This is a genomic window from Sphingobium sp. Leaf26, from assembly GCF_001421665.1.
Taxonomy (GTDB): Bacteria; Pseudomonadota; Alphaproteobacteria; order Sphingomonadales; family Sphingomonadaceae; genus Sphingobium.
In genome coordinates, this window is sequence record NZ_LMKV01000012.1 from 302,756 (window position 1) to 329,137 (window position 26,382).

23 protein-coding genes are annotated in these 26,382 nt (G+C 63.5%); 7 read left to right on the top strand and 16 right to left on the bottom strand.

The window, feature by feature from the left end; genetic code table 11:
* Positions 1–79 precede the first annotated feature (79 nt).
* From ASE85_RS10385 to ASE85_RS10405, 5 genes are all read left to right on the top strand, one after another.
* Positions 80–2,122: an alpha/beta hydrolase family protein gene (locus ASE85_RS10385; RefSeq protein WP_056687506.1), complete on the top strand. Its 2,043-nt coding sequence runs from the start codon at positions 80–82 to the stop codon at positions 2,120–2,122.
* A 38-nt stretch (positions 2,123–2,160) separates the two neighbouring features.
* Entirely contained in the window at positions 2,161–2,376 is a 216-nt protein-coding gene (locus ASE85_RS10390; protein ID WP_056687508.1) for a hypothetical protein, read from the top strand.
* Positions 2,373–2,975, top strand: coding sequence for an AAA family ATPase (locus ASE85_RS10395; RefSeq protein ID WP_235523478.1), 603 nt, complete (start codon positions 2,373–2,375; stop codon positions 2,973–2,975). The genes ASE85_RS10390 and ASE85_RS10395 overlap by 4 nt, the downstream gene beginning before the upstream one ends.
* 47 nt (positions 2,976–3,022) lie before the next feature.
* Positions 3,023–5,722, top strand: a complete 2,700-nt coding sequence (locus ASE85_RS10400) for a valine--tRNA ligase (protein ID WP_056687510.1) — start codon at positions 3,023–3,025, stop codon at positions 5,720–5,722.
* Positions 5,723–5,877: 155 nt separating this feature from the next.
* Positions 5,878–7,329 carry an MATE family efflux transporter gene (locus tag ASE85_RS10405; protein WP_056687512.1) on the top strand — a complete coding sequence of 484 codons (1,452 nt, stop codon included), beginning with the start codon at positions 5,878–5,880 and terminating at the stop codon, positions 7,327–7,329.
* A gap of 9 nt (positions 7,330–7,338) precedes the next feature.
* Here ASE85_RS10405 and ASE85_RS10410 read toward each other — a convergent pair whose 3' ends face one another.
* Positions 7,339–8,997, bottom strand: coding sequence for an ATP-binding protein (locus ASE85_RS10410; RefSeq protein WP_056687514.1), 1,659 nt, complete (start codon positions 8,995–8,997; stop codon positions 7,339–7,341).
* A 212-nt stretch (positions 8,998–9,209) separates the two neighbouring features.
* Here ASE85_RS10410 and ASE85_RS10415 point away from each other — a divergent pair, with 212 nt between their 5' ends.
* Complete coding sequence (locus tag ASE85_RS10415) at positions 9,210–10,349, top strand: acyltransferase family protein (protein ID WP_156358277.1); 1,140 nt, start codon at positions 9,210–9,212, stop codon at positions 10,347–10,349.
* On the opposite strand, the gene ASE85_RS10420 is transcribed toward ASE85_RS10415, so the two are convergent.
* The 11 genes from ASE85_RS10420 to ASE85_RS10470 form a co-directional block, all read right to left on the bottom strand.
* On the bottom strand, positions 10,319–11,323 hold the full coding sequence (locus tag ASE85_RS10420; RefSeq protein WP_056688665.1) for an LLM class flavin-dependent oxidoreductase: 1,005 nt from the start codon (positions 11,321–11,323) through the stop codon (positions 10,319–10,321). The genes ASE85_RS10415 and ASE85_RS10420 overlap by 31 nt on opposite strands.
* Positions 11,324–11,370: 47 nt before the next feature.
* Positions 11,371–11,811 carry an Hpt domain-containing protein gene (locus ASE85_RS10425; RefSeq protein WP_056687516.1) on the bottom strand — a complete coding sequence of 147 codons (441 nt, stop codon included), beginning with the start codon at positions 11,809–11,811 and terminating at the stop codon, positions 11,371–11,373.
* Between the two features lie 95 nt (positions 11,812–11,906).
* Entirely contained in the window at positions 11,907–12,119 is a 213-nt protein-coding gene (locus tag ASE85_RS10430; RefSeq protein ID WP_056687517.1) for a sulfurtransferase TusA family protein, read from the bottom strand.
* A 2-nt stretch (positions 12,120–12,121) separates the two neighbouring features.
* The gene (der, locus tag ASE85_RS10435) at positions 12,122–13,489 is read right to left on the bottom strand and encodes a ribosome biogenesis GTPase Der (protein WP_056687519.1); all 1,368 of its coding nucleotides are present in this window, start codon (positions 13,487–13,489) and stop codon (positions 12,122–12,124) included.
* A 95-nt stretch (positions 13,490–13,584) separates the two neighbouring features.
* Positions 13,585–14,922: an outer membrane protein assembly factor BamB family protein gene (locus ASE85_RS10440; RefSeq protein ID WP_235523480.1), complete on the bottom strand. Its 1,338-nt coding sequence runs from the start codon at positions 14,920–14,922 to the stop codon at positions 13,585–13,587.
* An 8-nt stretch (positions 14,923–14,930) separates the two neighbouring features.
* Positions 14,931–15,629 (bottom strand): tetratricopeptide repeat protein, encoded by a 699-nt coding sequence (locus tag ASE85_RS10445; RefSeq protein WP_056687523.1) that lies wholly within the window; start codon positions 15,627–15,629, stop codon positions 14,931–14,933.
* 74 nt (positions 15,630–15,703) lie between these two features.
* Complete coding sequence (gene panB, locus ASE85_RS10450) at positions 15,704–16,576, bottom strand: 3-methyl-2-oxobutanoate hydroxymethyltransferase (protein ID WP_056687525.1); 873 nt, start codon at positions 16,574–16,576, stop codon at positions 15,704–15,706.
* Between the two features lie 86 nt (positions 16,577–16,662).
* Positions 16,663–19,119 (bottom strand): TonB-dependent receptor, encoded by a 2,457-nt coding sequence (locus ASE85_RS10455; RefSeq protein ID WP_056687527.1) that lies wholly within the window; start codon positions 19,117–19,119, stop codon positions 16,663–16,665.
* 159 nt (positions 19,120–19,278) lie between these two features.
* On the bottom strand, positions 19,279–19,467 hold the full coding sequence (locus ASE85_RS10460) for a YezD family protein (protein WP_056687529.1): 189 nt from the start codon (positions 19,465–19,467) through the stop codon (positions 19,279–19,281).
* Positions 19,468–19,570: 103 nt separating this feature from the next.
* Positions 19,571–20,242, bottom strand: coding sequence for an RBBP9/YdeN family alpha/beta hydrolase (locus ASE85_RS10465; RefSeq protein WP_056688667.1), 672 nt, complete (start codon positions 20,240–20,242; stop codon positions 19,571–19,573).
* Between the two features lie 178 nt (positions 20,243–20,420).
* Complete coding sequence (locus ASE85_RS10470) at positions 20,421–20,786, bottom strand: PRC-barrel domain-containing protein (RefSeq protein WP_056687531.1); 366 nt, start codon at positions 20,784–20,786, stop codon at positions 20,421–20,423.
* A gap of 87 nt (positions 20,787–20,873) precedes the next feature.
* On the opposite strand from ASE85_RS10470, the gene ASE85_RS10475 reads away from it, so the two are divergent.
* Positions 20,874–21,305 carry an OsmC family protein gene (locus tag ASE85_RS10475; protein ID WP_056687533.1) on the top strand — a complete coding sequence of 144 codons (432 nt, stop codon included), beginning with the start codon at positions 20,874–20,876 and terminating at the stop codon, positions 21,303–21,305.
* Here ASE85_RS10475 and ASE85_RS10480 read toward each other — a convergent pair.
* From ASE85_RS10480 to ASE85_RS10495, 4 genes are all read right to left on the bottom strand, one after another.
* Entirely contained in the window at positions 21,277–22,155 is an 879-nt protein-coding gene (locus tag ASE85_RS10480) for a DMT family transporter (protein ID WP_268795130.1), read from the bottom strand. The genes ASE85_RS10475 and ASE85_RS10480 overlap by 29 nt on opposite strands.
* 99 nt (positions 22,156–22,254) lie before the next feature.
* The gene (locus tag ASE85_RS10485; protein WP_082462750.1) at positions 22,255–23,055 is read right to left on the bottom strand and encodes a class I SAM-dependent methyltransferase; all 801 of its coding nucleotides are present in this window, start codon (positions 23,053–23,055) and stop codon (positions 22,255–22,257) included.
* 112 nt (positions 23,056–23,167) lie between these two features.
* Positions 23,168–24,700, bottom strand: a complete 1,533-nt coding sequence (locus tag ASE85_RS10490; protein ID WP_056687537.1) for a CpaF family protein — start codon at positions 24,698–24,700, stop codon at positions 23,168–23,170.
* The gene (locus ASE85_RS10495; protein WP_056688670.1) at positions 24,697–26,271 is read right to left on the bottom strand and encodes a hypothetical protein; all 1,575 of its coding nucleotides are present in this window, start codon (positions 26,269–26,271) and stop codon (positions 24,697–24,699) included. Before ASE85_RS10495 ends, ASE85_RS10490 begins: the two co-directional genes overlap by 4 nt.
* Positions 26,272–26,382: the final 111 nt, after the last annotated feature.

Sequence of the window (26,382 nt, forward strand, 5' to 3'; positions counted from 1 at the left end):
GCTTTCGGGGCGGCCTAGACCCTTGGCATCCTGACGGCGCGCGTGATGCGCCGCCTGCGCGATCCGAGGGTGATTTTCCATGAAGACTTTTCTGCTTGCAGCGGTTGGCGCGATGGCTCTTGCCGCCGCGCCTGCGCTGGCGCGTCCGTTCACGCCGGCCGACATGGTGGGACTGGACCGCATTGCCGCGCCGGCCGTGTCGCCGGATGGCAAATGGCTGGCCTATCAACTGCGCAGCACCGATCTGGCCGCGAACAAGGGGCGGACAGACCTCTATCTGCTGGATATCGGCAAGGCCGGGCAGACGCCGAAGCTGATCGCGTCGAAGCCCGACAAGAATGAGGCGTCGCCGGTCTTCTCACCCGATGGGACCGCGCTCTACTATCAATCCAATGCCAGCGGCGATGATCAATTATGGCGCGTGGCGTTGAACGGCGGTGATCCGGTGCAGATCAGCAAGGCGCCCGGCGGCATCAGTGGTTTCCTGCTCAGCCCCGATGGTGCCAAGGTGGCGCTGTGGGCCGACCGTCCCGTGGGCGCGAAGACGATCGACGATGTGAAGGCGGACGCGCCCAAGGAGGCAGGGTCGGGCCGCGTCTATGAGCAGATGTTCGTGCGCCATTGGGATACATGGTCCGACGGGCAACGCTCGCAAATCTTCGTGATGCCGGTTGCGGGCGGCCCCGCCGTGTCGGTCATGGGCGCGCTTGTGGGGGATAGTCCGTCCAAGCCCTTTGGCGGCGCAGAAGAAATCGCCTGGAGCAAGGATGGCAAGACGCTGTTCTTTGCACTGCGGGAGGCGGGGCGCATCGAGCCGCTGTCGACCAATCTCGACATCTTTGCCGTGCCCGCGGACGGCAGCGCTGCGCCGGTTAACCTGACCGACGCCAATGATGCGACCGATACGCTGCCCACGGTGTCGCCGGACGGGAAATGGATGGCCTATGTCGCGATGAAGCGGCCGGGCTATGAAGCCGATCGGCAGGTGCTGATGCTGCGCAACATCGCCAGTGGCGAGACGAAGGCTCTGACGGAAGGCTGGGACCGGTCGGTCGCCTCGATCGCGTGGGAGGCGAATGGCAAGGGTTTGCTGGTCACGGCCAATGACGTGCTCGACAATCCGGTGTTCCGGGTCGATGCCGCGTCAGGCAAGGTGACGCGGCTGACGCAGAAGGGCCATGCCGGCAGCGTCGTGCCCTTGCCACGAGGCGGCTTCGTCTATGCGATGGACAGCATCCAGTCGCCGGCCGATTTCTGGAAGATGCCGGTGAAGGGGAAGCCCGTCCGCCTGACCGATGTGAACGCGGCAAAACTGGCCGGCGTGGATGACGTGTCGGTCGAGCGGTTCAGCTTCAAGGGCGCCAATGGCGATACGGTGTGGGGGCAGATCGTCAAGCCGTTGAAACCCTCCGCCAGCGGCACGGTGAAGACGCTGCCGGTCGCTTTCCTGGTGCATGGCGGGCCGCAGGGCAGCTTCAACGATTCATGGTCCTATCGCTGGAACCCCAAGGCGTTCGCGGCGCATGGCTATGCCGCCGTGATCGTCGATTTCCACGGTTCCACCGGCTATGGACAGGCCTTCACCGATGCGATCAACAAGGATTGGGGCGGCAAGCCGCTGGAGGACTTGAAGCTGGGTCTGGCGGCGGCTGCGGCAAAGGATGCCGAGGTCGACGCGACCAATGCCTGCGCGCTGGGGGCCAGCTATGGCGGCTACATGATGAACTGGATCGAGGGGCAGTGGGCCGATGGCTTCAAGTGCATCGTCCAGCATGACGGCGTATTCGACGCCCGCGCCATGGCCTATGAAACCGAAGAATTATGGTTCGACGAATGGGAACATGGCGGGCCCTATTATGCCAAACCCGAAGAGTTCGAGAAATGGAACCCAGTCAACCATGTGACCGCGTGGAAGACGCCGATGCTGGTGGTGACGAGCGAGAAGGATTTCCGCATTCCCTATACGCAGGGTCTGGCCGCCTTCACCGCGCTCCAGCGGCGGGACATTCCGTCCAAGCTGTTGGTGTTCCCGGACGAGAATCACTGGGTTCTGAAGCCGAAAAACTCGCTGCAATGGTATGGCGAAGCGCTGGGCTGGCTGGACAAATGGACGGGGAAATGAGGCTTTAAGCGGATGGCACGGCCTGCTATATTGATCCGATGGCAAAGATGAAGGTCGATATCGTCGATGGTCCCATCGACATGGGCATGCCGGGCAAGCCGAAATACCGGACGGTCCACAAGAACGGACAGACGGTGAAGCTGCGGGTGGTCGATGCCGACAGCCCCAATTTCGGGGCGGAGTTCCTTGCATCCTTCAAGGCAAGCGTCCGCAAGGCGCGGGAAGAGAATCGGGCGATCAAGGACAAGATTTGATCGGGCAGGGGAAAGGCCATGCCCGCCCGCGCCTCTGGATCGTGGCGGGGCCGAATGGTTGCGGCAAAAGTTCCGCCTATGGACGCAGCGATGTCGCCGAGTTCGACGGATCGGTTTGGATCATCAACCCCGACTTGCTGACCGATCGCCTGCGCGATGGCGAAGCGCTGGATCGGGAGGCCGCCAATCTGGCGGCGGTGCAGCGGATCGAGGCGTGGCTGGATGCGTCGATCGACGTGCATCAGACGATCGGCGTCGAAACGGTGCTGTCCAGTCCCAAATATCGCCGGTTGGTGGAGAAGGCGCAGGCCAGGGGTTTCGAGATACTGCTGATCTACGTCTATCTCGATTCGGTTGCGCGGCAGTTGGAACGCATTGCCTATCGCGTTGCCAAGGGCGGCCATGATGTGCCAGCGGACAAGGTCGCCGCGCGGCGGGCGCGCTCCTTCACGCAGCTTCGCTGGTTCTTCGATCGGGCGGATCGGGCATGGGTGTTCGACAACAGCCTGTCGGAGCCGCAACTGGTCGCGCGAAAGGGCGATGGCGGCATTACCGTCCGTTCGGGATTGCCTGCGGAAGTCATGGATAGTCTGGTCTGAAGCCCGGCATCTCTTGCGTGTCGTGCGGCAGGCGCTAAAGCGCGATCATGACCGAATTGCCCAAAACCTTCGACCCTGCCGATATCGAATCCCGCTGGTATGCCCATTGGGAAGCGAATGGCCTGTTCCGCCCCGAACGGCCGGACGCGACGCCCTTTACGATCGTCAATCCGCCGCCTAACGTGACGGGCAGCCTGCATATCGGCCATGCGCTCGACAATACGTTGCAGGACATCGTGATCCGCTACGAGCGGCTGCGCGGCAAGGATGCGCTGTGGGTGGTCGGCACCGACCATGCGGGCATCGCGACGCAGATGGTGGTCGAGCGGCAGTTGAACGCCAAGCAGCAGAAACGCACGAACTTCACCCGCGAAGAGTTCGTCGCCAAGGTGTGGGAATGGAAGGCCGAAAGCGGCGGGACCATCACCGGCCAGTTGCGGCGGCTGGGCTGCTCCATGGACTGGGCGAACGAACGCTTCACCATGGATGAGGGGTTTTCGAAGGCGGTCGTCAAGACCTTCGTGGAACTGCACAAGCGAGGGCTGCTCTATCGCGACAAGCGGCTGGTGAACTGGGACCCGCATTTCCGATCGGCCATTTCGGACCTTGAGGTCGAAACGGTCGAGACGAAGGGCGGTTTCTGGCGCTTCCGCTATCCGTTGGCCGATGGCGTGACATTGGCGGACGGCAGCGATCACATCGTCGTCGCCACGACGCGCCCGGAAACGATGCTGGCGGACATGGCGATCGCCGTGCATCCCGATGATGAGCGCTACAAGGCCGTTATCGGCAAGGAGATTCTCCAGCCGATCACCGGTCGCCGGTTCAGGATCGTGGCCGACGAACATGCCGACCCGGCACTGGGCACCGGCGCGGTCAAGATCACGCCGGGGCATGATTTCAACGACTTCGACGTGGGTAAGCGGGCGGGCTTCAAGGCCGGCGACATGCTCAACATGTTCGACGCCGACGCCAATGTCGTGCAGACCGCCGATGGCCTGATCCCCGATCGCTTCCTGGGGCTGCACCGCTTCAAGCGCGACGGGGTGGACGGCGCGCGCGAGGCCGTGGTCGCTGAGATGAAGGCGCTCGGCTTCCTCGTGCGCCATGTCACCAAGGACAAGGAAGGCGAGGACGTCTCCGCCGATTTCGAGCCGCGCACGATCCAGACGCCGTTCGGCGATCGTTCGGGTGTGGTGATCGAACCCTGGCTGACCGACCAATGGTATGTCGATGCGGAAAAGCTGGCGGTTGCGCCGATGCAGGCCGTGCGCGACGGCGCGATCGAAATCGTACCCAAGACATGGGAAAAGACCTTCTTCAACTGGATGGAGAATATCCAGCCCTGGTGCGTCTCGCGGCAATTATGGTGGGGGCATCAAATTCCTGCGTGGTTCGATGAAGACGGCAACAGCTATGTCGCCGAAAGCGAGGCCGAAGCGCAGGCTCTGGCTGGCAACAAGACGCTGACCCGCGACCCCGACGTCCTTGACACCTGGTTCTCCTCCGCGCTCTGGCCCTTCGGCACGCTGGGCTGGCCGGATCAGAGCGAGAAGCTGTCGCGCCATTATCCCAATGATCTACTCATCAGCGGCTTCGACATCCTGTTCTTCTGGGACGCCCGCATGGCGATGCAGGGGATGGAGTTCATGGGGGAAGCCCCGTGGAAGAAGCTCTATCTCCACGGCCTCGTCCGCGCGGCGGACGGGCAGAAAATGTCCAAGTCCAAGGGCAATGTGGTCGATCCGCTGGGCCTGATCGACAAGTTCGGTGCGGACGCATTGCGCTTCTTCATGGCGGCGATGGAGAGCCAGGGCCGCGACGTGAAGATGGATGAGAAGCGGGTCGAGGGATATCGCAACTTCGCGACCAAGCTGTGGAACGCGGCGCGCTTCCTCCAGTCGAACGGTGTCACGGCCTCGACCAGCCATGAGGCTCCCCTTGCACATCTGCCGGTCAACCGCTGGATCATCGCGGAGACGGTCGCGACCGTACAGGCGATCGACACGGCGCTGGCCGACCTGCGCTTCGACGCGGCGGCCAACGCCATCTATCATTTCGTGTGGGACCAGTTTTGCGACTGGTATATCGAACTGACGAAAGGCGCGATGGACGATGAGACGCGCGCCGTCGCGGGCTGGGCGTTCGACCAGATATTGGTGATGCTGCACCCGTTCATGCCGTTCATCACCGAAGAATTGTGGCACCTGACCGGCGAACGAGAGAGCGAACTGATCGTCGCGCAATGGCCGCAGGCTCTCGCCGCGGTGGATACGGAAGCACAGGCGGAGATCGACTGGCTGATCCGGCTGGTGAGCGCGATCCGCACGGCGCGGACCGAACTCAATGTGCCGCCCGGCGCCAAGCTGCCGATGGTGGTGCGCGACGGATCGGAAGAAACGCAGCGTCGTCTTGACCGTCAGGGCGTGGCGTTGGCGCGGCTGGGTCGCGTCGAAAGCCTGACCTTTGGTGAGGCTCCGGCAGGCGGGGCGGCGCAGATCGTAGTGGATGAAGCGACCTTCATCCTGCCGCTGGAAGGCGTGATCGACATCGCGGCGGAGAAGGCGCGGCTGACCAAGGCATTGGCTGCGGTGGAGAAGGAACGGGACGGGCTTGGCAACCGCTTGGGTAATCCTGCCTTCGTAGACAAGGCAAAGCCTGAAGCCGTCGCCAAGGCGCGCGAGGATCATGCCGAAAAGACGGCCGAGGCCGAGCGGTTGAAGGCGGCGCTGGAGCGACTGGGGTAATCCATCTCCGATAGCCGGGCATAAATGCCACTATCATTGGTTCGCAGCTTGTCGAAGTGGCGTTCTTTCTTCAAGGAAGAGAAGGGCTTCGACAGGCCCAGCCCGAACGGGGACGGGAAACCGCTCTCCAGGCGTTATGGGGACGGAAGACGGCAATGGCAGCGAGCAGACCGGGCACCAAAGACCTGACGCAGGGGCCGATCGCGGCGACCCTGTTGATGTTCGCCATTCCCACGCTGGCGTCCAATATCCTCCAGTCGCTCAACGGGTCGATCAACGCGATCTGGGTCGGGCGCTTTCTGGGCGCGCAGGCACTGGCGGCGACGGCCAATGCCAACATCATCATGTTCCTGATGTTCTCGGTCGTGTTCGGCTTCGGCATGGCGTCGACTGTGGTCATCGCCCAGTCGGTCGGCGCGCGCGATATCGACGCGGCGCGGCGGGCCTTCGGCTCTGCGGTCGGTTTCTGCTCGATATTGGGCCTGGGCGTCGCGATCACGGGATGGATCGGCGCGCCTGCGCTGCTGCACATGCTCGCGACGCCGGTCGAGGCCTATGATCTGGCTTTGGTCTATCTGCGCGTGATCTTCTTCGCCATGCCCGCGACCCTGCTGGTGGTGATGATCATGATGGGCCTGCGCGGTGCGGGCGATGCGCGCACGCCGCTCATCTTCATGATCGTCAGCGTGGCGATCGACCTGATCCTCAATCCGGTGCTGATCCTGGGGCTGGGACCGATCCCTGCCTATGGCATCGCCGGATCGGCCGCCGCGACGGCTGCTGCGGGGATCATCAGCCTGATCGGCGTGGTCGCCTTCATTTACGCCAAGGACATGCCGCTGCGGCTGCGGGGGGCTGAACTGCGCTATCTCTGGCCCGCCGCCGACCAGTTGCGCATCCTGGTGGCCAAGGGGCTGCCGATGGGCCTCCAGATGATCGTCATGTCCGCGTCCGGCCTCGTGATGATCGGCCTCGTCAATCGGGAAGGGTTGCTGGTGACGGCGGCCTATGGCGCGGCGCAGCAGATATGGACCTATCTCCAGATGCCGGCGATGGCCATGGGCGCAGCGGTCAGCGCCATGGCGGCGCAGAATGTCGGGGCCGGGCGGTGGGACCGTATCGGTCGGATCGCGGGCTATGGCATATGCTATCTGCTGGCGATCACCGGGGCGATGATCGTCATCATCCTGCTGTTCCATGAGGCTTTGCTGTCGCTGTTTCTGGGGACCAATCAGGCGGCGATCGACGCGGCGTGGCATATGCAGTTGCTCGCCAGTTGGAGCTTCATGATCTTCGGCGTCACCATGATCCTGTTCGGGGTGATGCGTGCGAATGGCGCCGTGGTGGCGCCTTTGCTCATCCTGATCTTCACTTTGTTCGGGGTGCGGCTGGGCTTCTACGAACTGGGCTATTCGGCGCTGGGTTCCGATGCGCTGTGGCTCAGCTTCCCGGTCGGTTCGGGGGTCGCGCTGCTGCTGGCATGGGCGGTCTATGCGAAGGGCGGATGGCGCAAGGCGCGCCTGTTGGTGCCGGTGCATGAAGAACAATGCCGGGAGTTGGCCAACAGCGATGCCGAACCGGCCGGGCGGATCGCGCCGGCGGGGTAACGCCGCCGCTTAACGCCCTTGATTGCGCCAGCGGGTGATGGTGCGTTCCAGGATGTCCGCTTCGCTGCCGGACTGACGCCATAGCTCCGTGAAGCTGGGATCGCTCGACGCCGGACGACGATGTTCTTCCAGATTGTCGAGCGCGACCCGGATCGGCACGGCGACACCTTCGCCGCAGATGATCGCCTCCCGATTGCGCAGCGCCGGTATTGAATCGAGGAAGCCGCGCGCGCCTTCGGGCATGGCGGCCTTCACGAAGGCCTGATCCCGATCGTTGTTCAGGCGCATCGAGATGATGGTGCCGCACTGCGACAAAACGCCTTCGGCCAGATCCGACGGACGCTGGGTGATCAGGCCCAGCGAAATGCCGTATTTACGACCTTCCTTGGCGATCCGTTCCAATATCTTGCGCACCGCCTGCCCGGTGCCGGTGGTCGTGTTGGGGATGTAGCGATGCGCCTCTTCGCAGACGAGCAGGATGGGGCGCTGAGGCTCGTCGCGCGCCCAGATGGCATAGTCGAACACCAGCCGCGACAGCACCGACACGACGGTCGAAGTGATGTCGGATGGCATGGCCGACACGTCGATGATCGAAATCGGCTTGCCGTCCGACGGCAGGCGGAAAATCTTGGCAAGGAAGGCCTGCATCGTGTCGGCGACCAGCATGCCCGAGAACATGAAGCTGTAGCGCGGGTCGGCTTTGATCTCGTCGATCTTGGTCTTCAAGCGCATATAGGGCAGCGAATTGGTGCCCTTGTCGAGCTTGCCCATCTCGTTCTGGAGAATGGTGGTCAGGTCAGACAGCAGATAGGGGACAGGCGAATCGACCGTCAGCCGGCCGATGCTTTCAGCGAGGCGGTTCTTCGAGCGGGCGGCGAGCAGGCATTTGGCGAGGATGTCGCTGTCCACGGTGCGCTCGGAACCGGAGGAGGTGACGAACACCTCGCAATGCTCCTCAAAATTCATCAGCCAGTAGGGCAGGGCCAGGTTGGTGACGTCATAGACCGCGCCATTGGTCGCGAAGGCCGCGCCATATTCGCCATGGGGGTCGATCATCACGATATGCCCCTGCGGCGAAAGGTCGCATATGCGGTGCAGGATCAGCGCGGCGCTGGTCGACTTGCCCGTACCGGTCGATCCCAGCAGCGCGAAATGCTTGCCCAGCATCGAATCGACATAGAGCGCGGCGCGCGTGTCCGTCGTGGGATAAACGGTGCCGATTTCCACATTGGCGCGATCATCGGCGGCGTAGATCTGCTGCATGTCATGGCTCGACACCGGGAAAATATCGGTACCGGGCGTGGGATAGCGGGTGACGCCGCGCCGAAAGCGGTAGATGCGGCCGGTCAGTTTCTCTTCATCGCCTTCGCCCAGGAAATCGATGTCGGCGACGATGCCCTTGCTCGCCTGATCCAGCGTCATGGCGCGCACGCTGGCGACCAGCCAGCTATTGCCGACGCGCATCTTCACCTGACTGCCGACCTGACCCGCCATGGCGGTGCAGGGGTCGGGATCCTGCCCCAGGACCGCCAGCGTCTGCGCGTCGATCAGTACCTTGGAACTCGACCCGGCGATCTGGAACACCATGCCCATCGACGGGACCGAAGCAAGATGCGCGGGCGCGGCGGCGGCAGGGGTGAAATGTTGTGCGCCCGGCATATGGGTCATGAGCCTTTGTCGTCCCTTCGACCGGAAAGGCTTCCGGTTAACAGGCCGCTTCTAGGCAAAAGAGGTAAATATTGGCTTAGCTGCCTTTGCAGCACGGATTTGCAAGCCCCCCATCAGTGTGGAGCGACAAGGTTAAGAGGCGCTGAGCCGGGGTCCGATACGGACCAAATACAGGTTCGGGTAGGAACATGGCGCAAGTTCGGGCATTGAGGATGCGTAACAATCAGGATGGCCGCTTGTCCAATACCCTCAAGCCCGATGGAGCGCGCCGCTCCGATGCGATCGCGATAGCAAGGGTCATCTGCATCCTGGGCGTGGTCTATGTTCACGCCTGGACCGGCATGAATGGAGAGGCGCTGCACGCGATGCGTGGTACGGGCCAGGAAAATCTGCGCTGGCTGCTGATGGAATTGTTCGGGCGCAGCGCGGTGCCGCTGCTGGGGCTGATTTCCGGCTGGCTAGTGGCGAACAGCAGGCGGACGCTCGACTGGGGCGAGCATGTCCGGCGCAAGGCGCGGACGATCCTGTTGCCGATGGCGCTGTGGAACATCATCGCGATCCTGCTGGTATCGGGCGCTGCCTGGCAGTTCGGGCTGGCTGCGCCGGTGCCGCAATCGGTCTGGTGGACGATCGACGAGATTTTCATCATCACCCGCAATCCCGACATCAATGTGCAGATGCCGTTCCTGCGCGACCTGTTCCTGTGCATGGTCGCCGCGCCTTTGCTGGTGCGCTTGCCCAACTGGTCGCTGCTGCTGATCGCGCTGGTCGCGGCCGGATGCCAGATCGCAGGGTTCGGTCCGCCGGTGTTGATGCGGGCATCGATCCTCGTCTTCTTTGCGCTTGGCATAGTGGCGCAGCGCGGCGGCTGGGCGGAGAAAGTGGCGGCGCGGCCGCTGTTGCTGATGGCGGTGCCGTTCGCATTGTTGATGGCGGTACAACTCTATGTGGCTGTTTCCACCACTGACGATGCCTGGCCTGCGGCACAGAGGGCGCTTGACCTGACGTTGCGGATCGCGGCTGCCATGGCCTTCTGGCGCTTCGCTTGGGGGCTGGCGGGCAGTCCCGCGCGCGCAATGCTGTTGCGGATCGAACCTTACGCCTTCTTCCTGTTCAGTGCGCACCTGATCCTGATCTGGCTGGGCGGGCCGCTGCTGGGCGGACTGTTCGGGCGGATGGGTTCGCCGCTCTATCCCTTCTACCTGATCGCCCAGCCCTTCATTATCCTTGGCGTGGTGATGCTGATCGGTGGCGGGTTGCGCCGGGTCGCGCCAGCCGCGGCCGGGATATTGAGCGGCGGCCGGCTGAAAAAGCCTGAACCTCAGACGGTTTCGCGACTCGCCACCGTCTGAGCGGCCGCCATGGCGATGGCGAAGCTGTACTTGCGCGCGGCGACGTCGAAAATCTGGCCGGTCAGGATCAGTTCGTCTGCTTGGGTGCGACGGAGGAAGGCGGCGATATCGCGCTCCACATCCGCCTGCGTACCGATGCTGGAAACGCTGAGCACGTCGGACAGCATCGCCTGCGCCTGCATAGGCAGGTCGTCATAATAGCCCGGCACCGGCGGTTGCAGCTTGCCCGGCTGGCCGGTGCGCAGTCGCACGAAGGCCTGCTGCATCGAACTGGCGAGCAACTGCGCCTCCGCCTGCGTGTCGGCGGCAAACACATTATAGCCGGCCATCACATAGGGATATTTGAGCTGCGTCGAGGGGCGGAAGTCGCGGCGGTAGATTGCGATCGCCTCGTCCAGCGCGGCTGGGGCGAAATGCGATGCGAAGGCATAGGGCAGGCCCAGCGCTGCGGCCAGTTGCGCGCCGTAAAGGCTGGAACCGAGAATCCACAACGGAATGTCCGCACCGGCGCCGGGCGTCGCCTGAATGGGCAGCCGTTCGTCATCGGCGAAATAGGCCTGCAATTCCATCACATCGCGTGGAAATTGATCAGCCCCGCCCGACAGGTTGCGGCGGATCGCCTGCGACACGCGCTGGTCGGATCCCGGCGCACGGCCGAGGCCCAGATCGATACGGCCGGGGAAGAGCGCGTCGAGCGTGCCGAACTGCTCCGCGATCAGCAGCGGCGCATGATTGGGCAGCATGATGCCGCCCGCACCGATGCGGATGGTGGATGTCGCCTGGCCAATATGGGCCAGCACGACGGCCGTTGCGGCCGACGCGATACCGGGCATGCCATGATGTTCGGCTACCCAGAAACGGTGATAGCCAAGCTGTTCGGCATGGATGGCAAGGTCCGCCGCGTTGGCGAGCGCCGTAGCGGCATCATCGCCTTCACGGACGGGAACGAGGTCGAGCAGGGAGAAGCGTGTCATGCCCGCCATATGGGAGCATGATGCGTTTTGTTTCAAGACTTAAAAGCTCAGACGGCCCGGCCGAATGTCGGTGCAGGGGCGTCAACCCGGCGGCCAAAGCCGGTGGGACGGCGCGCGACCAGCGGATTGGCGTCGCGGTCCAGCAGCGCCATCGTCTCGGTGAAACAGGGGCGCAAGGCGACGACCACCTCGATCAGTTCGTCAGGCCCTTCGTGCATTTCCACGCAGCGGCGGGCGACCATTTCGATCTCCTCCGCCATGGCGCTCAGGCGATAGGCGCCGAACTGCGCCGATTCGCCCTTCAGCGTATGGGCCGGGCGAATCACATCAGCGGCGCTGCGGGCGCGAAAGGCATCCTCGACTGCGCTGATGGACTTGGCGCCGTCTTCCCGGAAATAGCCAAGGATGCGAAGGAAAGCCGCACCCAACTCACCGCGGGTGCGCGAAAATTCGCTCCAATTGACCAATTCGGTATCTTGATAGGACACCCGTGCCGCTCCTTCACTCTAGCGAGGCCAAAATAGGCACAGGCGGTAAATAGCGAGTTAAAAGTTGGCGCGATGCTATCTGTTTCCGAGGCAATTCAGTCCGGGCGGGCGAGGGCGAAGCGATGATCGCCCAGCGCGGAAAATCGCCACCCCTGCGCCTGCGCCAGCGCCTCCAGTTCGCGTGGGGCGATCGGGTCGTCGGCCTCTATGACGATGGCCTGCGCCGCGCGCAGCGCGCGGGCGGCGCGCAGGGCGGGCCAGGGGCATTTCATGCCCCTGGCATTCACGATCACCGGGTCGGCGGCCATGCCTATTTGGTCGCGTAGGGATTTTTCTGGCTGCGCAGCGTCAGCCGCACCGGCACGGCGCCAAAGCCCAGTTCCTTGCGGATGCCGTTCACCAGATAGCGACGATAGCTTTCGGGCAGATCGTCCAGTCGCGTACCGAACAGCACGAAGGTCGGTGGGCGGGTCTTGTTCTGGGTGATGTAGCGCAGCTTGATCCGCTTGCCGCCCGGCGCCGGCGGCGGATTGGCCTCCAGCGCGGTTTCGAACCAGCGGTTGAGGATGCCGGTGGACACGCGCTGCGACCAGGCGGTGCGGGTTTCGAAGGCGACATGGATCAGGTCGTCCAAGCCTTTGCCGGTGGCGCCCGAAATCGTCATGATCGGCACACCACGCACCTGCGCCAGACCATCGGACAGCGCCTGCTTGATGCCCTGATAGAGCGCCGATCCATGCTCCACCGTGTCCCATTTGTTGAGCGCGACGACGAGGGCGCGGCCCTCCTCCAACACCTTGTCGGCGATGCGCAGATCCTGCGCTTCCAGGCCGCGTGTAGCATCGATCATCAGCACGACGACTTCGGCGAAGTTCACGGCGTTCAGACCGTCCGACACGGCCAGCTTTTCCAGCTTTTCCTGCACCTTGGCGCGCTTGCGCATGCCAGCGGTGTCGATCAGGCGGACAGGGCGCTCCACGCCTTCACGGCTGGTCCACATCCAGTCGACGGCGATGCTGTCGCGGGTGATGCCCGCTTCCGGGCCGGTCAGCAGGCGGTTTTCGCCCAGGAATTTGTTGATGAGCGTGGACTTGCCCGCATTGGGACGGCCGACGATGGCGAGCTTGAGCGGCGCGCCTTCCTCATCCTCGTAAAATTCCTTCTCTTCCGCCTGAAATTCCTCGCGGTCGAGATGGGGCAGAAGCGCCTGGAACAGGTCGGCCAGGCCCTGGCCATGTTCGGCGGAGAAGGGGATCGGTTCGCCCAGCCCCAGGCTGAAGGATTCCATGACGCCGTCGTCCGCCGCCTTGCCTTCCGCCTTGTTCGCCACCAAAATGACAGGCGCGTCATTGGCGCGCAGCCAGCGGGCGATTTCCTCGTCCAGCGGGGTGATGCCCGCGCGGGCGTCGATCACGAACAGGGCGACGTCGCAATCCTCGACGGCGGCCTCGGTCTGCATCCGCATCCGGCCGGGCAGGGAGTTGGCGTCCTCATCCTCATAACCGGCCGTATCGACGATGGTGAAGTCGAGGCCGAGCAGACTTGCCTCACCCTCACGCCGGTCGCGGGTCACGCCGGGCTGATCGTCGACCAGCGCCAGCTTCTTGCCGATCAGGCGATTGAACAGGGTGGACTTGCCCACATTGGGACGTCCGACGATGGCTACCGTGGGCAGCATGCCCGTATTCCTTCCGAAAATTCAAACTTATTAAATGCGCTACTCCCGCGCAGGCAGGGCCTGCGCGGGAGTAGCGCTTAGCATAGTTTTGGCGTTTAGCGGAACGCCGTCAATTTTCCGTCGTCGGCCAGCACATAGAGCATGTTGTTGGCGACGATGGGGGACAGCGACATGGACTTGTCCATATCGACGGTCGACTGGACGGAGCCGGTCGCCGGATCGACATAGACCATCTCGCCGCGTGTCGACACGACGATCAGGCGGCCGCCCGCCAGAACCGGACCGGTCCAGCGGATCGCCTTGTCCTTCTTCTTTTCCTTCTGCCAGCGGCGCAACTGGCTGACCCAGCGGATCTTGCCGGTCGCGCGCGCGACGCACAGCAGGCGGGCGTCGCTGGTCACGGCGAACACCCATTCGCCGACCACGGCCGGGGTCGAAATGCCGGCGATGTTGATTTCCCACAGGCGCTGGCCGCTGGTCAGTTCATAACTGGCCATGCGACCGCCCTGACCGATGGCAAAGACGCGCCCACGATCGATCACCGGATCGGCGTCGATATCGGTCAGCGATGCCACGGCAGTAGAAATGCTGGTGCGCGAGAGGGCGTCACCCCACAAGGTACGGCCATTTTCATATCGATAGGCATTGATTTCGCCCGAGCTGTAGCCCGCGATCACGGTGCCCTGCGCCGCGGCGGGGGCGGCCACGCCGAAAATGCCGGTGACCTGCAACGTGCCGCTGTCGGTCCATTGGGTTTCGCCGTCGCTCTGGTTCAGGGCGAAGATCTGGTTGTCCTGACCCATCACATAGACATGGCCATTTTCCAGCGTCGGGGCGCCGCGCAGCGGGCCGGACAGATGCTTCTTCCAGACGATCGCGCCATCGGCGACATTCAGCGCGAAGACATCGCCAAAGCCAGTGCTGGCGAATACCCGGTCGCCCAATACGCTGACGCCACCGCCGAACAGCACGCGGCCATTGCCCTTGCCCTCGGACGGCAGGTTGGTCTGCCACAGTTTCGACCCGCTCGCGGCGTCGAAGGCGATGACATGCGCGCCGGCGTCGGTCACGAACAGCTTGCCACCCAATACGACCGGCGATGCGGCCAGGCGCGCCTGCGGCGAACTGCCTTCGATCTTGGTGCTCCACACCTGGCTTGGCGAACCGCCCAGCGAGACATGGCCCATCGTCTTGGACGGATCGCCGCCCGGCTGCGCCCAGGCGTCGTTGACATAGGGCGCGGGCAGGGTGACCTGAACATCGGCCAGGCTAGGCTCCACCTCGACGCCCTGTTCATTGCTCAGGATCGAGACGCGGTTGCCGACCACGGGGGTCTTGGGTCCGCCCTTCTTGCCACCGACGATGCCGCAGCCCGCCAGCAGCGCGACCATGGCGGCCATCGTCACCACCCGGCCCATCTTCATGCTTGCCATCCGCTCGATCATCCTTCGGTGGTTTCAGTCGGAATTTCGACCGCGTCGATGCCCATGACACCTGCCATCTGACGGGCGCGTGAACGGATCGATTCGGGCACATTGGCGTCCTTGGCCAGTCCCGCGAACATCGGGCCGGCAAGGTCCGTCTTGCCCATCTTCATATAGGCGATGGCCACCAGTTCGCCGGCGCTGCCGAACCAGGGCGCGCCCTCGATCGCCAGCGGCTTCAGCCGATCGACGACCTGCTGGGGCTTGAGGCTCTCAAACTCCAGCGCGGTCTGGCGGATCAGCGCCAGATCGCGATAGGGCTGATCCAGCTTCGAGTCGGCGGCAATGGCGGTGTAGAGCGCGATCGCGCTCTTATTGTCGCCTTTGCGCGATGCTACGCCGGCCTGGGTCAGCAGGGCCGCAGCGCGATAGCCCGGCTGGCTGGCCTTGGTCAGCGTTTCCAGTTGCTTGGCGTCGGGCGTGCCGCCACCGGCCGCCGTCGTCAGTACAGAATCCATCTGCTCCGAAACGGCTTGCGACTGGGTCTTGCTATAATGTTGCCAGTAGAGCCAGCCACCGAACGCCGCGAGGCCAAGGACCACCACAACCAGCAGGGCGCGGCCATAGCGTTCCCAGAAGGTCAGAAGCTGGTCCTGGCGGACGGCTTCGTCGACCTCGCGCATGAAGGCTTCGCTGTTTTGCGGCGTGAGGGCCACGTCATTCTCCGAGAAATAGAACAGAAACTCTGCCGGAAGGCGCGATCAATAGCGGTGCTTATGCCACAGGCAAATCAATTTTTGGGGCGGTACACCTGATCGTCGGTGGGAAAGCTGCGGTCGCGCACATCGTCGGCATAACGTTTCGCCGCATTACTGATTGTTTCAGCGATATTGTCGTAGCGCTTCACGAAGCGCGGCACCCGTTCGAACATGCCCAGCATGTCTTCCGTCACCAGCACCTGCCCGTCGCACCGGGCGGATGCGCCGATGCCGATGACCGGCACGTCGACACTGTCGGTCACGGCATTGGCGATATCCTCCAGCACGCCTTCGATCACCATGGAGAAGGCGCCGGCCTGCGCCACGGCGCGGGCGTCGGAGATGATCTTGGCATGTTCCTCCTGGCTCTTGCCGCGCGCGCCATAGCCGCCCAGCGCATTCACCGCCTGCGGCGTCAGGCCGATATGGGCCATGACCGGAATGCCGCGCTGGGTCAGGAAACTGATCGTTTCCGCCATGGCGACGCCACCTTCCAGCTTCACGCCGGCCGCGCCGGTTTCCGCCATGATGCGGCTGGCGCTGGCAAAAGCCTGCTGCGGGGAGGCTTCGTAGCTGCCGAACGGCATGTCGACCAGCACGACGCTGTGATAGCTGCCACGCACCACGGCGGCGCCATGGGCGATCATCATGTCGAGCGTGACGGGCAGGGTGGAGGGCAGGCCATAAATCACCTGGCCCAGCGAATCGCCGACCAGCAGCATGTCGCAATGCGGGTCGAGCAACTGCGCCTGCCGCGCCGTATAGGCGGTCAGCATCACCAGCGGCTCTTGCGTCTTCCCCTCGAACTTGCGCCGCTGGATCGCGGGCACGGTCAGGCGCTTCATCGGCGCGGGCGTGGGATTGGCGCGGCTGGTCGCGGTGTCGAGCGTGAAGGTCGTGGACATGGCGCGCGGTCTAGCCCAGCGCAGGGCGCGGCGCAAATGGCAGAAGGGGGCAGCGACGCTGATGCCGCTGTCCCCTTCTGTCTCTATCAGAAACTGAACTTGATCGTGCCGCCCCAGGTCTGGGGGTCGCCGACCTGACCGGCGATCAGGCCGGTATTGCCCGGCGCGACCTGAAGATTTTCTATATAGTTCACGTCGAAGGCATTGCGGACCCAGCCGAAGATGTCGAAGCGCTCGCCGCGGAAGCCGGCGCGGACGTTGGTCAGCGCATAGCCTTTCACCTGGGTATAGATGGACGGCGAGGCATTGCTGTTCCAGTCCGAACGATAATTGCCGTCGACGCCCAGATAGACCTGTCCTTCCTTCGCCAGCAGCGTGACCGGGATGTTATATTCCCCGCCATAGGAGAAGGCCCATTTCGACACGCCGGGCAGATCCTGTCCCGAAATGTCGCACTGGCGCGGGCTGAGCGCACCGGGCACGCCGGCCTGCGAATAGTCGGCCGCCTGTCCGGACGGCTGCAACGTGCCGCCCGACAGTTCGGGCGGGCAGGGCGCGTTGGTGAACTTCTTATATTTGGCGTCGGTATAGGCGCCGTTGGCATAGGCGGTGAAGCGGTCGCTCACGACCACCTTGAAATCGGCCTCGATACCTTGCGAGCGCACCTTTTCCGCATTGGCGAGATAGCCGCGCACGGTGCCGAACTGGCCGCCATTCACCGTCGCCTGGAAATTCTTGATCTCCGTGCGGAAGGCGGTGAGGTTGAAGGTGGCGCGGCGATCCCAGAATTGGGTCTTGAGGCCCAGTTCATAATGGTTGACCGACTCCGGCTTCACCGTGCTGGCATCGTAATTGACCGTATTGTCGGCGTTGAGCGGCAGGCCGTTCTGGTTGATGCCCAGCGTCTTGAAGCTCTTGGCATAGGTCGCATAGGCCAGAACGTCGCGAGCCACCTTGTAGTTGACGTTGAAGTCGTAGGTGAAGTTCCAGGCGCTGTCCGACGGCGCGCTGACCTGCGGCTGGTAGACGCCGCACTGCTGGGTAGTGCCCTTGATGGTGCCGGGTTCCGCAACCGTGGTGCAACTGATGGTCTGGCCCTGCGCATTGGTGACGACGCGCTGGTAGAAGCCGGACTTCTTGTCATAGTTGAGCCGCACGCCCGGCTGGATGGTCAGGGCGTCCGTCACCTTCCAGCTAAGCTGCCCGAAAAGGGCGGCGCTGTCCGCCTTCAGCCATTGTGTGTTGCTGGCGGTCAGGCCTGACAGCGTCGCCGGGATATTGGCGGGGTTGGTCGGATCGGTCGAGGGCGCAAGGCTCCACTGGGCCGCATCGTCGCCCTGCTGCTCGGTGCCCTGGGTGTCGATCCGCTGCTTGAAACCGAACAGGCCGACGACGAAATCGACATCCTTGCTTTCGTAATTATAGCGGAATTCCTGGCTATACTGGTCCTGCTGCGACGGGTTCTGAGACTTGGACACGATCGACAGGCCGGTAAAGTCACGGTCGTTTTCCGGCTTCCAGTCCCAGAAGCGCCAGGCGGTGACGGAAGTCAGCGTGCCTGGGCCGACATCCCATTTGATCTTGGCCGACACGCCGCCGATCTTGTTGCCGGCGTTCAGGTTGCTGTCGAGATCGGTCAGCCGGTCATAGGGATTGCGGCTGGGCACGACATAGCCCTGCGCAGCGGCCAGCGCGTCATATTGGCGGGCGAGCGGACGCTGGGTCTTGCCGACGCGCACGAAGGTCGTGCCGCAGCATTCGGGGTCCTGCTTGCTGTAATCGCCCGACAGGGTGAGGCTGAAATCGTCATTGGGCTTGAACAGCAACTGGCCGCGAATGCCCAGATTGTCCTGCTCGTTGATCCAGCGCTGACTGGTCACATTGTAGAGCGTGCCGCGACGGCTGGTCGATGCGATGGCGACGCGCGCGGCGATCGTGTCCGACAACGGGCCGGAAATTGCGGCCTTGGCCTGCTTGAGGTTGAGATTGCCGACGGTCAGTTCGGCGCGGCCTTCGAAATCGAAGGTCGGCTGGTTGGTCGTGATGTTGATCGCGCCGGCCGTGGTGTTCTTGCCGTAAAGCGAACCCTGTGGGCCGCGCAGCACTTCGACCTGGTTGACGTCGAGGAAGTCGAAGGTCGCGGCGGCCACGCGGCTGTTATAGACGTCATCGACATAAATGCCGACGCCCTGCTCGAAGCCGTCGCTGGTCAGGCCGAACGGCACGCCCAGGCCGCGGATATTGACCGATGTGTTGCGCGGGTTGGTGGTGTAGACCTGAAGTGTGGGCGCGAGCTGTTGCAGCTTCACGATGTTGAAATTGCCGGTCGCCTCGATGCTGTCACCCTTCACGACGGAAATGGCCAGCGGCACTTCCTGTGCGGTTTCCTGACGGCGGCGGGCAGTGACGACGATCACGTCGCCGCGGACGTTGGGCTGCTGGACCTCATCCGCCGCCGGCTGCCCAGCATCCTGGGCAAAGGCATTGGGCGTGATGATGGAAGCGCCAGCGACGCTGGCGAGCAACAGGAAACGCGCAATCATGATATTCCCCTTTTATCCGGCTGTCCGGTGGTGTGTGATCGCGGCCGTTCCGGTGGTCCGGTCAAAGCCGATATATTGGGAATGAAGCTGTCTGCGGCTCATCCCCTGCCGCATGGGTCTGTTCCCCGACCCGATTGTCATGTGCCCCCGTCCGACCCTTCAATTGGTCAGGCGCGTCTTTTCCGTCACGTCGATCTGGACCACGCGGGCGTCATGGACGGTCAGCGTGATCGACCCGAAACGCAGCGCTTCCAGCACGCCGCGCACCTTGTCGATGCTGGCGGCAATGTCGGGGCGCTGGCCCTCGATACGGGCGTGATGGAGTTCGATGGGTTTATGTTCGCTCATGGACACCTCTTGTTCCGTCTAATATCTCAACTTTAAAGATAGACAAAAAAGCAAATATAAGGGGCGCGCAAGTTTGTCTTGTCGCGCCCCTCGGGGGTGAGCTTTATGAATGAAGGGTGGGCCGTCCGGGCCTGCGACGCTCCTGCTGGGCCATGGGCAGGGCGGGGCGCATCTGCCGCATCGCGGACGCCTGCTCCTGCGCATTGTCGATCAGCCGTTCGAGCAGCGATTGTCCGAACTGCCAGTCGTCTAGGGCGGAATCGGCGTTGATATGGCCGGCATGGCCCGCATCGACGAACTGGCTGCCCCAATTCTTGCCGATGCTGTGGGCGCGTTCGAAGAAGATATAGGGGTCGTCACGACTGGCCACCAATATGGACGGGAAAGGCAGTTGCGCGCGCGGGGTCGGGCCGAAGCCGCCGATCGTCTCTGGCGTTTCCATCCGGTCGCAATCGGGCGGCGCCACCAGCAGCGCACCCGTCACCGGCCAGCCATAGGCCTGGCTCTGCAAGGCGCCCCACCAGGCGACCGCCATGCAGCCCAGACTGTGCGCGGCCAATATCACCGGCCCGTTGGCTTCACGAATGGCGGCGTCCAGCCGCGTGACCCAGGCATTGCGGTTGGGGCTGGCCCAGCTGCCCAGATCCACCCGCTCGCAATCGCCGCGGGTGTCTTCCCATAGAGTCTGCCAGTGACCCGGCCCGCTATTGTTCAGGCCGGGGATGGTCAGCACGACCGGCTGGCGCGCGTCACCCGAAAAACCGAATCGCTCCATCGTCTGATCCTCATCCTGCAAATAGAGCATCCGAGAGTAATTCTATTTATATGGTAGACAATGGGCAAGCGGTGAAATGTGGTGAAATCTGGGCAGCCGGAAAGGTCGTTCCGCAGGCGCGCGAAAGGCCGGGGTGGCCGCATGCCAACCCGGCCATCCGATGGCCGCCTAAACCGGCCTACCAGGGATAGATAAGACCATAATATTGATACACATTGCGGCCATAGCCCTCATCATAATCGGGGCGCTGGTCGGTGGCGTAACGGGGTGCATTGTCCAGCAACTGCTTGTCGAGGTCCACGACGTAACCGCCTTGTGCGACGTCATAGGTCAGCATCGACCAGGGCAGGGGATAATGGTCATGGCCCATGCCGAGGAAGCCGCCGAAGGACAGCACGGCGTAGCGGGCCTGCCCGCTGCGCTTGTCCACCATGAAGTTGGATATTTTGCCCAGCCGCTCGCCCTGCCGATTGTAGACGGCGGTCCCTTCGACGCGGTCGGACGCGATCAGGTCGCCCCGGTTTTCGAGCGTTAGATCAGTCATTGTCACTCTCCTGCACATTCCTATCTGTTAGGATGCAACCATGGGGGACCGCTGGGGTTCCTCCGCTTCACAAGAAGGAGCATGCGCATGAAGATCAATCGCAGCGGTTCGGCCGTCTGGAGTGGCGGCCTGAAGGATGGGAAGGGCACGATATCGACCCAGAGCGGTGCGCTGGACGCCTATCCCTATGGCTTTGCGACCCGTTTCGAAGGCGTACCGGGCAGCAACCCGGAGGAACTGATCGCGGCGGCCCATGCCTCCTGCTTCACGATGGCGCTCTCGCTGATCCTGGGCGAAGCCGGGCTGACCGCGGAAAAGATGGAAACCAGCGCCGTCGTGACATTGGAAAAGCAGGACGATGGCTTCGCCGTCACCGCCAGCCACCTGACGCTCAAGGCGACCATCCCCGGCACCGACGACGCGACTTTTCAGGAATTGGCGGCCAAGGCGAAGGCGGGCTGTCCCATTTCCAAGCTGTTGAAGGCGGACATCAGTCTTGAGGCGGAACTTCTAGGCTGACGATCGGCCTTCTGGCGCGGACATGTTCGCGCCAGGCGATATAAAGGCCGCTGGCGATGATCAGGGTCGCCCCGATCCAGGTCGTCGCCATCGGCCAGTCCTCGCCGATCGCGACGCCCAGCAGGGTGGTCCAGATGATCGCGCTATAATCCATCGGCAGCACGACCGACACCGGCCCCCAGCGCAATGCGGCGGTCAGGCAGAGTTGCGCAATGCCGCCGAACAGCCCGATCGTCAGCAACAGGCCCCATGTCGCCGGATCATGCGCCTGCGCGACGAAGGGCATGGCGATGCCCAGCGGGATCATCGACAGCGCCGTGAACCAGAAGACGACGACGCCAGCCGCCTCGGTGCGGCCCAGTTCGCGCAGCACCAGACTGACGCTGGCGGTCATCAGCGCGGCGGCGATGGCGACCGCGACACCCTGTAACGGGAAATGGCCGGCATCCGGGCGGATCATCACCAGCACGCCGATAAAGCCGATCAGCACCGCGCCCCAGCGATGGATGCCGGTCACTTCGCGCAGGATCAGCGCAGACAGGATCGTGCCGAAAATCGGCATGGTGAAACCGATCGTGGCCGCCTCGGCCGGGGGCAACAGGATATAGGACAGGAAATTGAGCAACATGCCGGTCAGGCCCAGCATCATCCGGCTGGCATGGACGCGGATGCGCCGGGTGCGGATGGTCTGCAACCCGCCGGCCATCGCCACCCAAGCCAGCACCACCGGCAGCGCCAGCGCCTGACGATAGAAGAGCGATTCGACGACATGGACGCCACGCTCGCTCGCCAGACGCACGGTGATGAACATGACCGACAGACATAGGACGGCGATCAGGCGCAGCGCGATGGCAAAAAGCGGACGGTGGGGGCGGTCGGCGGCGGTCACGCCCCCGCCTTTAGCCCGGTCACGCCGTGGCGCAACCGGGGGGCAGGGCAGAAACAGGACTTATTTGGCGGGCTTGCGGAATTTCAGCGTCATCCGGTCGCTTTCGCCGATGGCCAGATATTTGTCCTTGTCGACATCCTTCTGGCTCAGCGTCGGCGGCAGGGTCCAGACGCCCTTGGGCCAGTCTGCCGTATCCTTGGGATTGGCGTTCACCTCCGACGCGCCGACATATTCGAAGCCGGCCGCCTGCGCGATGCGGCGGATGGTGGACAGCTTCAGGTAGCCGCTGCTCTTTTCCAGCGCGATGTCGCGATCTTCGGGCAGGCGATGGTCGACCACACCCAGCGTGCCGCCGGGCTTGAGCACATCGAAAAAGGCCTTGAAGGTCGCGGCCTCGTTGCCGGCCATGACCATGTTGTGCACGTTGCGGAACGTCAGCACCGTGTCGACGCTACCGGCGGGAATCTTCGCCGTCTCTTCGGGGAAGGCGACGACCTTCACCTTGTCATAGACGGCCGGGTTGGCGGCCAGGAACGTCTTGTAGCCATCCAGATAGCGGCCGGTGGGTTGCAGCGCATAGAAAGTCCCATGGTCGCGCAGCAACGGCGACAGGATTTCCGTGTACCAGCCGCCACTCGGCGCATATTCGACAACTGTCTGACTCGGTGTCACACCGAAGAAAGCCAGCGTCTCGGCCGGATGGCGATAGGGGTCGCGGGCGACATTTTTGGGCGTACGGCTGGACGCGGCGATCGCGGTGGCGATCGGGTCGACGGCCTGATGGTGGCCGGCATGTTGGGCGATGACGGCGCCGGCTGGCAGGATCAGGGCGGCAGCGGCGAGCAAGGCGGGCAGGCGCATTGGGCAATCCTCTCTCATGGAATGAGGGAGGGTGTGCCGCCTGCGCCGGTCCAGCGCAAGAGGCGGCTGGCGACCGGAAGGTCACCAGCCATAATAAGTTACAGATGAAGGATCAGAGGCAGGCTTCCAGGAAGGGCTGGTCGAAGCCGAACATGCGCGCCTTGTCGAGCGTGTAGGGACGCAAGCCCATCGAGCGATATTCGCCTATGATCTTTCCGCTGTCATCTTCGTCATGATATTCGAACTTGAACAGTTCCTGCGTGACGATGACGTCGCCTTCCATGCCGATCACCTCGGTCACGTTGGTGACGCGGCGCGAACCATCGCGCAGGCGCTTCACCTGCACGATCAGGTCGACCGAATCGGCGATCTGCTTGGAAATGGCTTCCTTGGGAATCTTGATGTCGCCCATCAGGATCATGTTTTCCATACGGCCCAGGCATTCGCGTGGGCTATTGCTATGGAGCGTACACATGGAGCCGTCATGGCCGGTGTTCATCGCGGCGAGCAGGTCGAAACATTCCGCACCACGAATTTCGCCCAGGATGATGCGGTCAGGGCGCATACGCAGGGCGTTCTTGACGAGGTCGCCGATGGTGATCGCGCCTTGCCCTTCCAGGTTGGGCGGACGGGTTTCCAGCGGCAGCCAGTGCGGCTGTTGCAGTCGTAGTTCGGCGGCGTCTTCGATCGTCAGCACGCGCTCGCCCGGATCGATCATCTTCGACAGGGCATTGAGCATCGTCGTCTTGCCCGAACCCGTACCGCCCGAAATGACGATATTGAACCGGCACGCGCCGGCGATCTTCAACGCCGTCGCCATCTTCGGTGACATCGCGCCCCATCCGGCCAGCATGTCGATGGTGATCGGCTTGGCGGAAAATTTACGAATCGAGATGGCGGTGCCGCGCAGGCTGAGCGGCGGTACGATCACGTTGACACGCGAACCGTCGGGCAGGCGGGCGTCGGCCAGCGGCGTGGTCTGGTCGACGCGGCGACCCACCTTGTTCACGATGCGCTGGGCGATCTGGAACAGATGTTCCTCATCGCGGAACTTGATGGGCGCTATGACCAGCTTGCCCTTCTTTTCGATATAGGTCTGTTCCGGGCCGTTCACCATGATGTCGGTGATGTCCGGATCGTTTAGCAATTCTTCGAGCGGGCCGAGGCCGAGCAACTCGTCCACCAGCACCTTTTCCAGCGCAAACTGCTCGCGCCGGTTGAGCGTCAGCTTCAACTCCGCCAGCACTTCCATGATGATCGGGCGGAATTCCTCCGCCAGTTCATCCTTGGTCAGTGTCGCGGCCGCTTCCGGGTCGACGCGCTCCAGCAGGCGGGGAAGCACCTGCTCCTTGATCTTGTGAACGCTCGCTTCAAACCCCTGCGGCCCTGCGTCGGGTACATGATCGGAATTGGCGCGGTCGGACAGGCGCGCCATAGCGTCGGCGTTGCGCTGCATCTGGCTGGTCGGTGCCGCCAGCGGATCGAAAGGCGCCTCGCCGGGCAGCGATGCGATGTCCAGCGGCGGGAACTGATCGCCGCCACGCGGTGCCTCTTCCTTGGGGGCAACGCCGCCCTGCATCGGGCGGGCCACGCCGAAGCCGGGCTTGATGCCCGCAGGTCCATTCTTCCGTCCAAAGGCGCTCATATATCTCCGCCGCTCTGTCGCGATCGGTCCCGGCGCGTCGAAACGCGCCGATCCAATCTGTGTGATGAAGGTGAATAGGATGGAAACTTTGACAAATGGCTAATGGCGCGTTGACCCATTAGGAGTGCGACCATCAACGCCGCAGCGAGCAGGCTGATTACGGCACCCCATGCCTCCTGCCACAGACGCACACGCTCGACGCGATAGAGGCCGGGCGCGGCATCGAACCGCAGCAGGGGACCGCTACTGGCCACCGGACGCCCATCCCGCGTCACCTGCCAGATCGGGAAGGCGGCATGGCCCAGCGTCATGGGGCCGGCGTGATTCACTATGATCGTGTCGCCGCGCGGCAGGGCGCGCCAGGGCGTCAGATCGGTCCAGTGATTGTCGGCCCGCACCCGCGACAGGTCGAACCCGCGCGGCAGATATTCCGGCGCATCGGGCGCAATCCGTGCGATCCGGTCCTGAGCGACCGGCTGGCGCAGGAAGGCGGCGGTCAGCAGGCCGCCGAACAAATAAGGGAACAGCAGCATCACGCCCGCCGCTGCCAGCAAAGGCGCGCGCGGACGGCTGGCCATCAGCGCGGTGATCGCGGCAAATTCGGCGATGCAGAAAGCGCGCCAGGGGAATTGCACCTTGTCCAGCAGCGGTACGTCCCAGACGAAGGGCACCAGGCGGATCGACAGTAACGCGGTCAGGATCGCCACTATGCCCCAGAAGGAACGGGCGGCAGGCCAGGCCAGCAGGATCAGCCCCAGCGTCAGGCAGGGAAACAGCTCGAAGCTGCTGGTCCAGATCGACCAGTCGGTCGCGCGATAATCCTGCCCCCACAGCATCGCGGTCGACACATGGGATTGCAACGTCAGCGCCGGGATCAGGTAGAAGGCGGCCAGCCCAAAGGCGAATGCGCCTGCCACCGTTCCGGACAGCAGCACCGGATCGCGCTGCCACAGCCGACGCCCGATCATCGGTGCGATCAGGAACAGGCCAGTCAGCATCGCCAGCGGCAAATGACTGAGCAGCAGCCCGGCATAAGCGATCGCCAGCAACATCATGCCCCGGCGCGTCGGCAAGCGATCGACCGCCAGGGCGATCAGCGGCAGCCAGATGAAGGCCGCCGCCTCGGCCAATGCGCCGCGCACATAGATATCGTAGAGATGATAGGGTGCCGCCATATAGAGCGCCGCGCCCAGCAGCGGCCGCGTCCCCCGCGCGGCCAGCCAATGGTGCATGGCCAGCCCCGATGGCACCAGCAACGCCAGACCGGTCAGGTTCACGGCCATCGCTACGCTGAAGCCGATCGCGCAGAAAGCGCCGCCGATCCAATAGGCGAAGGGCGGATAGAAATAGAAGGTCGGGCTGCCCAGCCCCTCGAAACTGTCCGGCAGCCAGCGTTCATACAGATGGCCCACCGCCATTTCCCGACCGAAATGCGCGGTCCACAACAGATTATACTGGTGCGAATGAGTAAATCCCGGTCCCCAGAGCAGGGCTGGCAGCATCAACGCTACGCCCAGCAGGCTGAGCAGGCAGGCAGGGCTGCGGATCAACAGGGCAAGACGCGGGACCATGGCGCGATCCATGCCGCAACATCGTAAAGAAATGCTGTGCGCCCCTCGCCTGCTTACGCGGCGTTAACCATTGTGGCCGATAGCGGGGACAGGATTTTGGGAAAAGTTGCG

What these genes read in the sequence shown, in the direction of transcription:
- ASE85_RS10385 (WP_056687506.1), top strand. Translation starts at nt 80, where the DNA reads ATGAAGACTTTTCTGCTTGCAGCGGTTGGCGCGATGGCTCTTGCCGCC.
- ASE85_RS10390 (WP_056687508.1), top strand. Translation starts at nt 2,161, where the DNA reads ATGGCAAAGATGAAGGTCGATATCGTCGATGGTCCCATCGACATGGGC.
- ASE85_RS10400 (WP_056687510.1), top strand. Translation starts at nt 3,023, where the DNA reads ATGACCGAATTGCCCAAAACCTTCGACCCTGCCGATATCGAATCCCGC.
- ASE85_RS10405 (WP_056687512.1), top strand. Translation starts at nt 5,878, where the DNA reads ATGGCAGCGAGCAGACCGGGCACCAAAGACCTGACGCAGGGGCCGATC.
- ASE85_RS10410 (WP_056687514.1), bottom strand. Translation starts at nt 8,997, where the DNA reads ATGACCCATATGCCGGGCGCACAACATTTCACCCCTGCCGCCGCCGCG.
- ASE85_RS10415 (WP_156358277.1), top strand. Translation starts at nt 9,210, where the DNA reads ATGCGTAACAATCAGGATGGCCGCTTGTCCAATACCCTCAAGCCCGAT.
- ASE85_RS10420 (WP_056688665.1), bottom strand. Translation starts at nt 11,323, where the DNA reads ATGACACGCTTCTCCCTGCTCGACCTCGTTCCCGTCCGTGAAGGCGAT.
- ASE85_RS10430 (WP_056687517.1), bottom strand. Translation starts at nt 12,119, where the DNA reads ATGGCCGCCGACCCGGTGATCGTGAATGCCAGGGGCATGAAATGCCCC.
- der (WP_056687519.1), bottom strand. Translation starts at nt 13,489, where the DNA reads ATGCTGCCCACGGTAGCCATCGTCGGACGTCCCAATGTGGGCAAGTCC.
- ASE85_RS10440 (WP_235523480.1), bottom strand. Translation starts at nt 14,922, where the DNA reads ATGGCAAGCATGAAGATGGGCCGGGTGGTGACGATGGCCGCCATGGTC.
- panB (WP_056687525.1), bottom strand. Translation starts at nt 16,576, where the DNA reads ATGTCCACGACCTTCACGCTCGACACCGCGACCAGCCGCGCCAATCCC.
- ASE85_RS10455 (WP_056687527.1), bottom strand. Translation starts at nt 19,119, where the DNA reads ATGATTGCGCGTTTCCTGTTGCTCGCCAGCGTCGCTGGCGCTTCCATC.
- ASE85_RS10460 (WP_056687529.1), bottom strand. Translation starts at nt 19,467, where the DNA reads ATGAGCGAACATAAACCCATCGAACTCCATCACGCCCGTATCGAGGGC.
- ASE85_RS10465 (WP_056688667.1), bottom strand. Translation starts at nt 20,242, where the DNA reads ATGGAGCGATTCGGTTTTTCGGGTGACGCGCGCCAGCCGGTCGTGCTG.
- ASE85_RS10470 (WP_056687531.1), bottom strand. Translation starts at nt 20,786, where the DNA reads ATGACTGATCTAACGCTCGAAAACCGGGGCGACCTGATCGCGTCCGAC.
- ASE85_RS10475 (WP_056687533.1), top strand. Translation starts at nt 20,874, where the DNA reads ATGAAGATCAATCGCAGCGGTTCGGCCGTCTGGAGTGGCGGCCTGAAG.
- ASE85_RS10485 (WP_082462750.1), bottom strand. Translation starts at nt 23,055, where the DNA reads ATGCGCCTGCCCGCCTTGCTCGCCGCTGCCGCCCTGATCCTGCCAGCC.
- ASE85_RS10490 (WP_056687537.1), bottom strand. Translation starts at nt 24,700, where the DNA reads ATGAGCGCCTTTGGACGGAAGAATGGACCTGCGGGCATCAAGCCCGGC.
- ASE85_RS10495 (WP_056688670.1), bottom strand. Translation starts at nt 26,271, where the DNA reads ATGGTCCCGCGTCTTGCCCTGTTGATCCGCAGCCCTGCCTGCCTGCTC.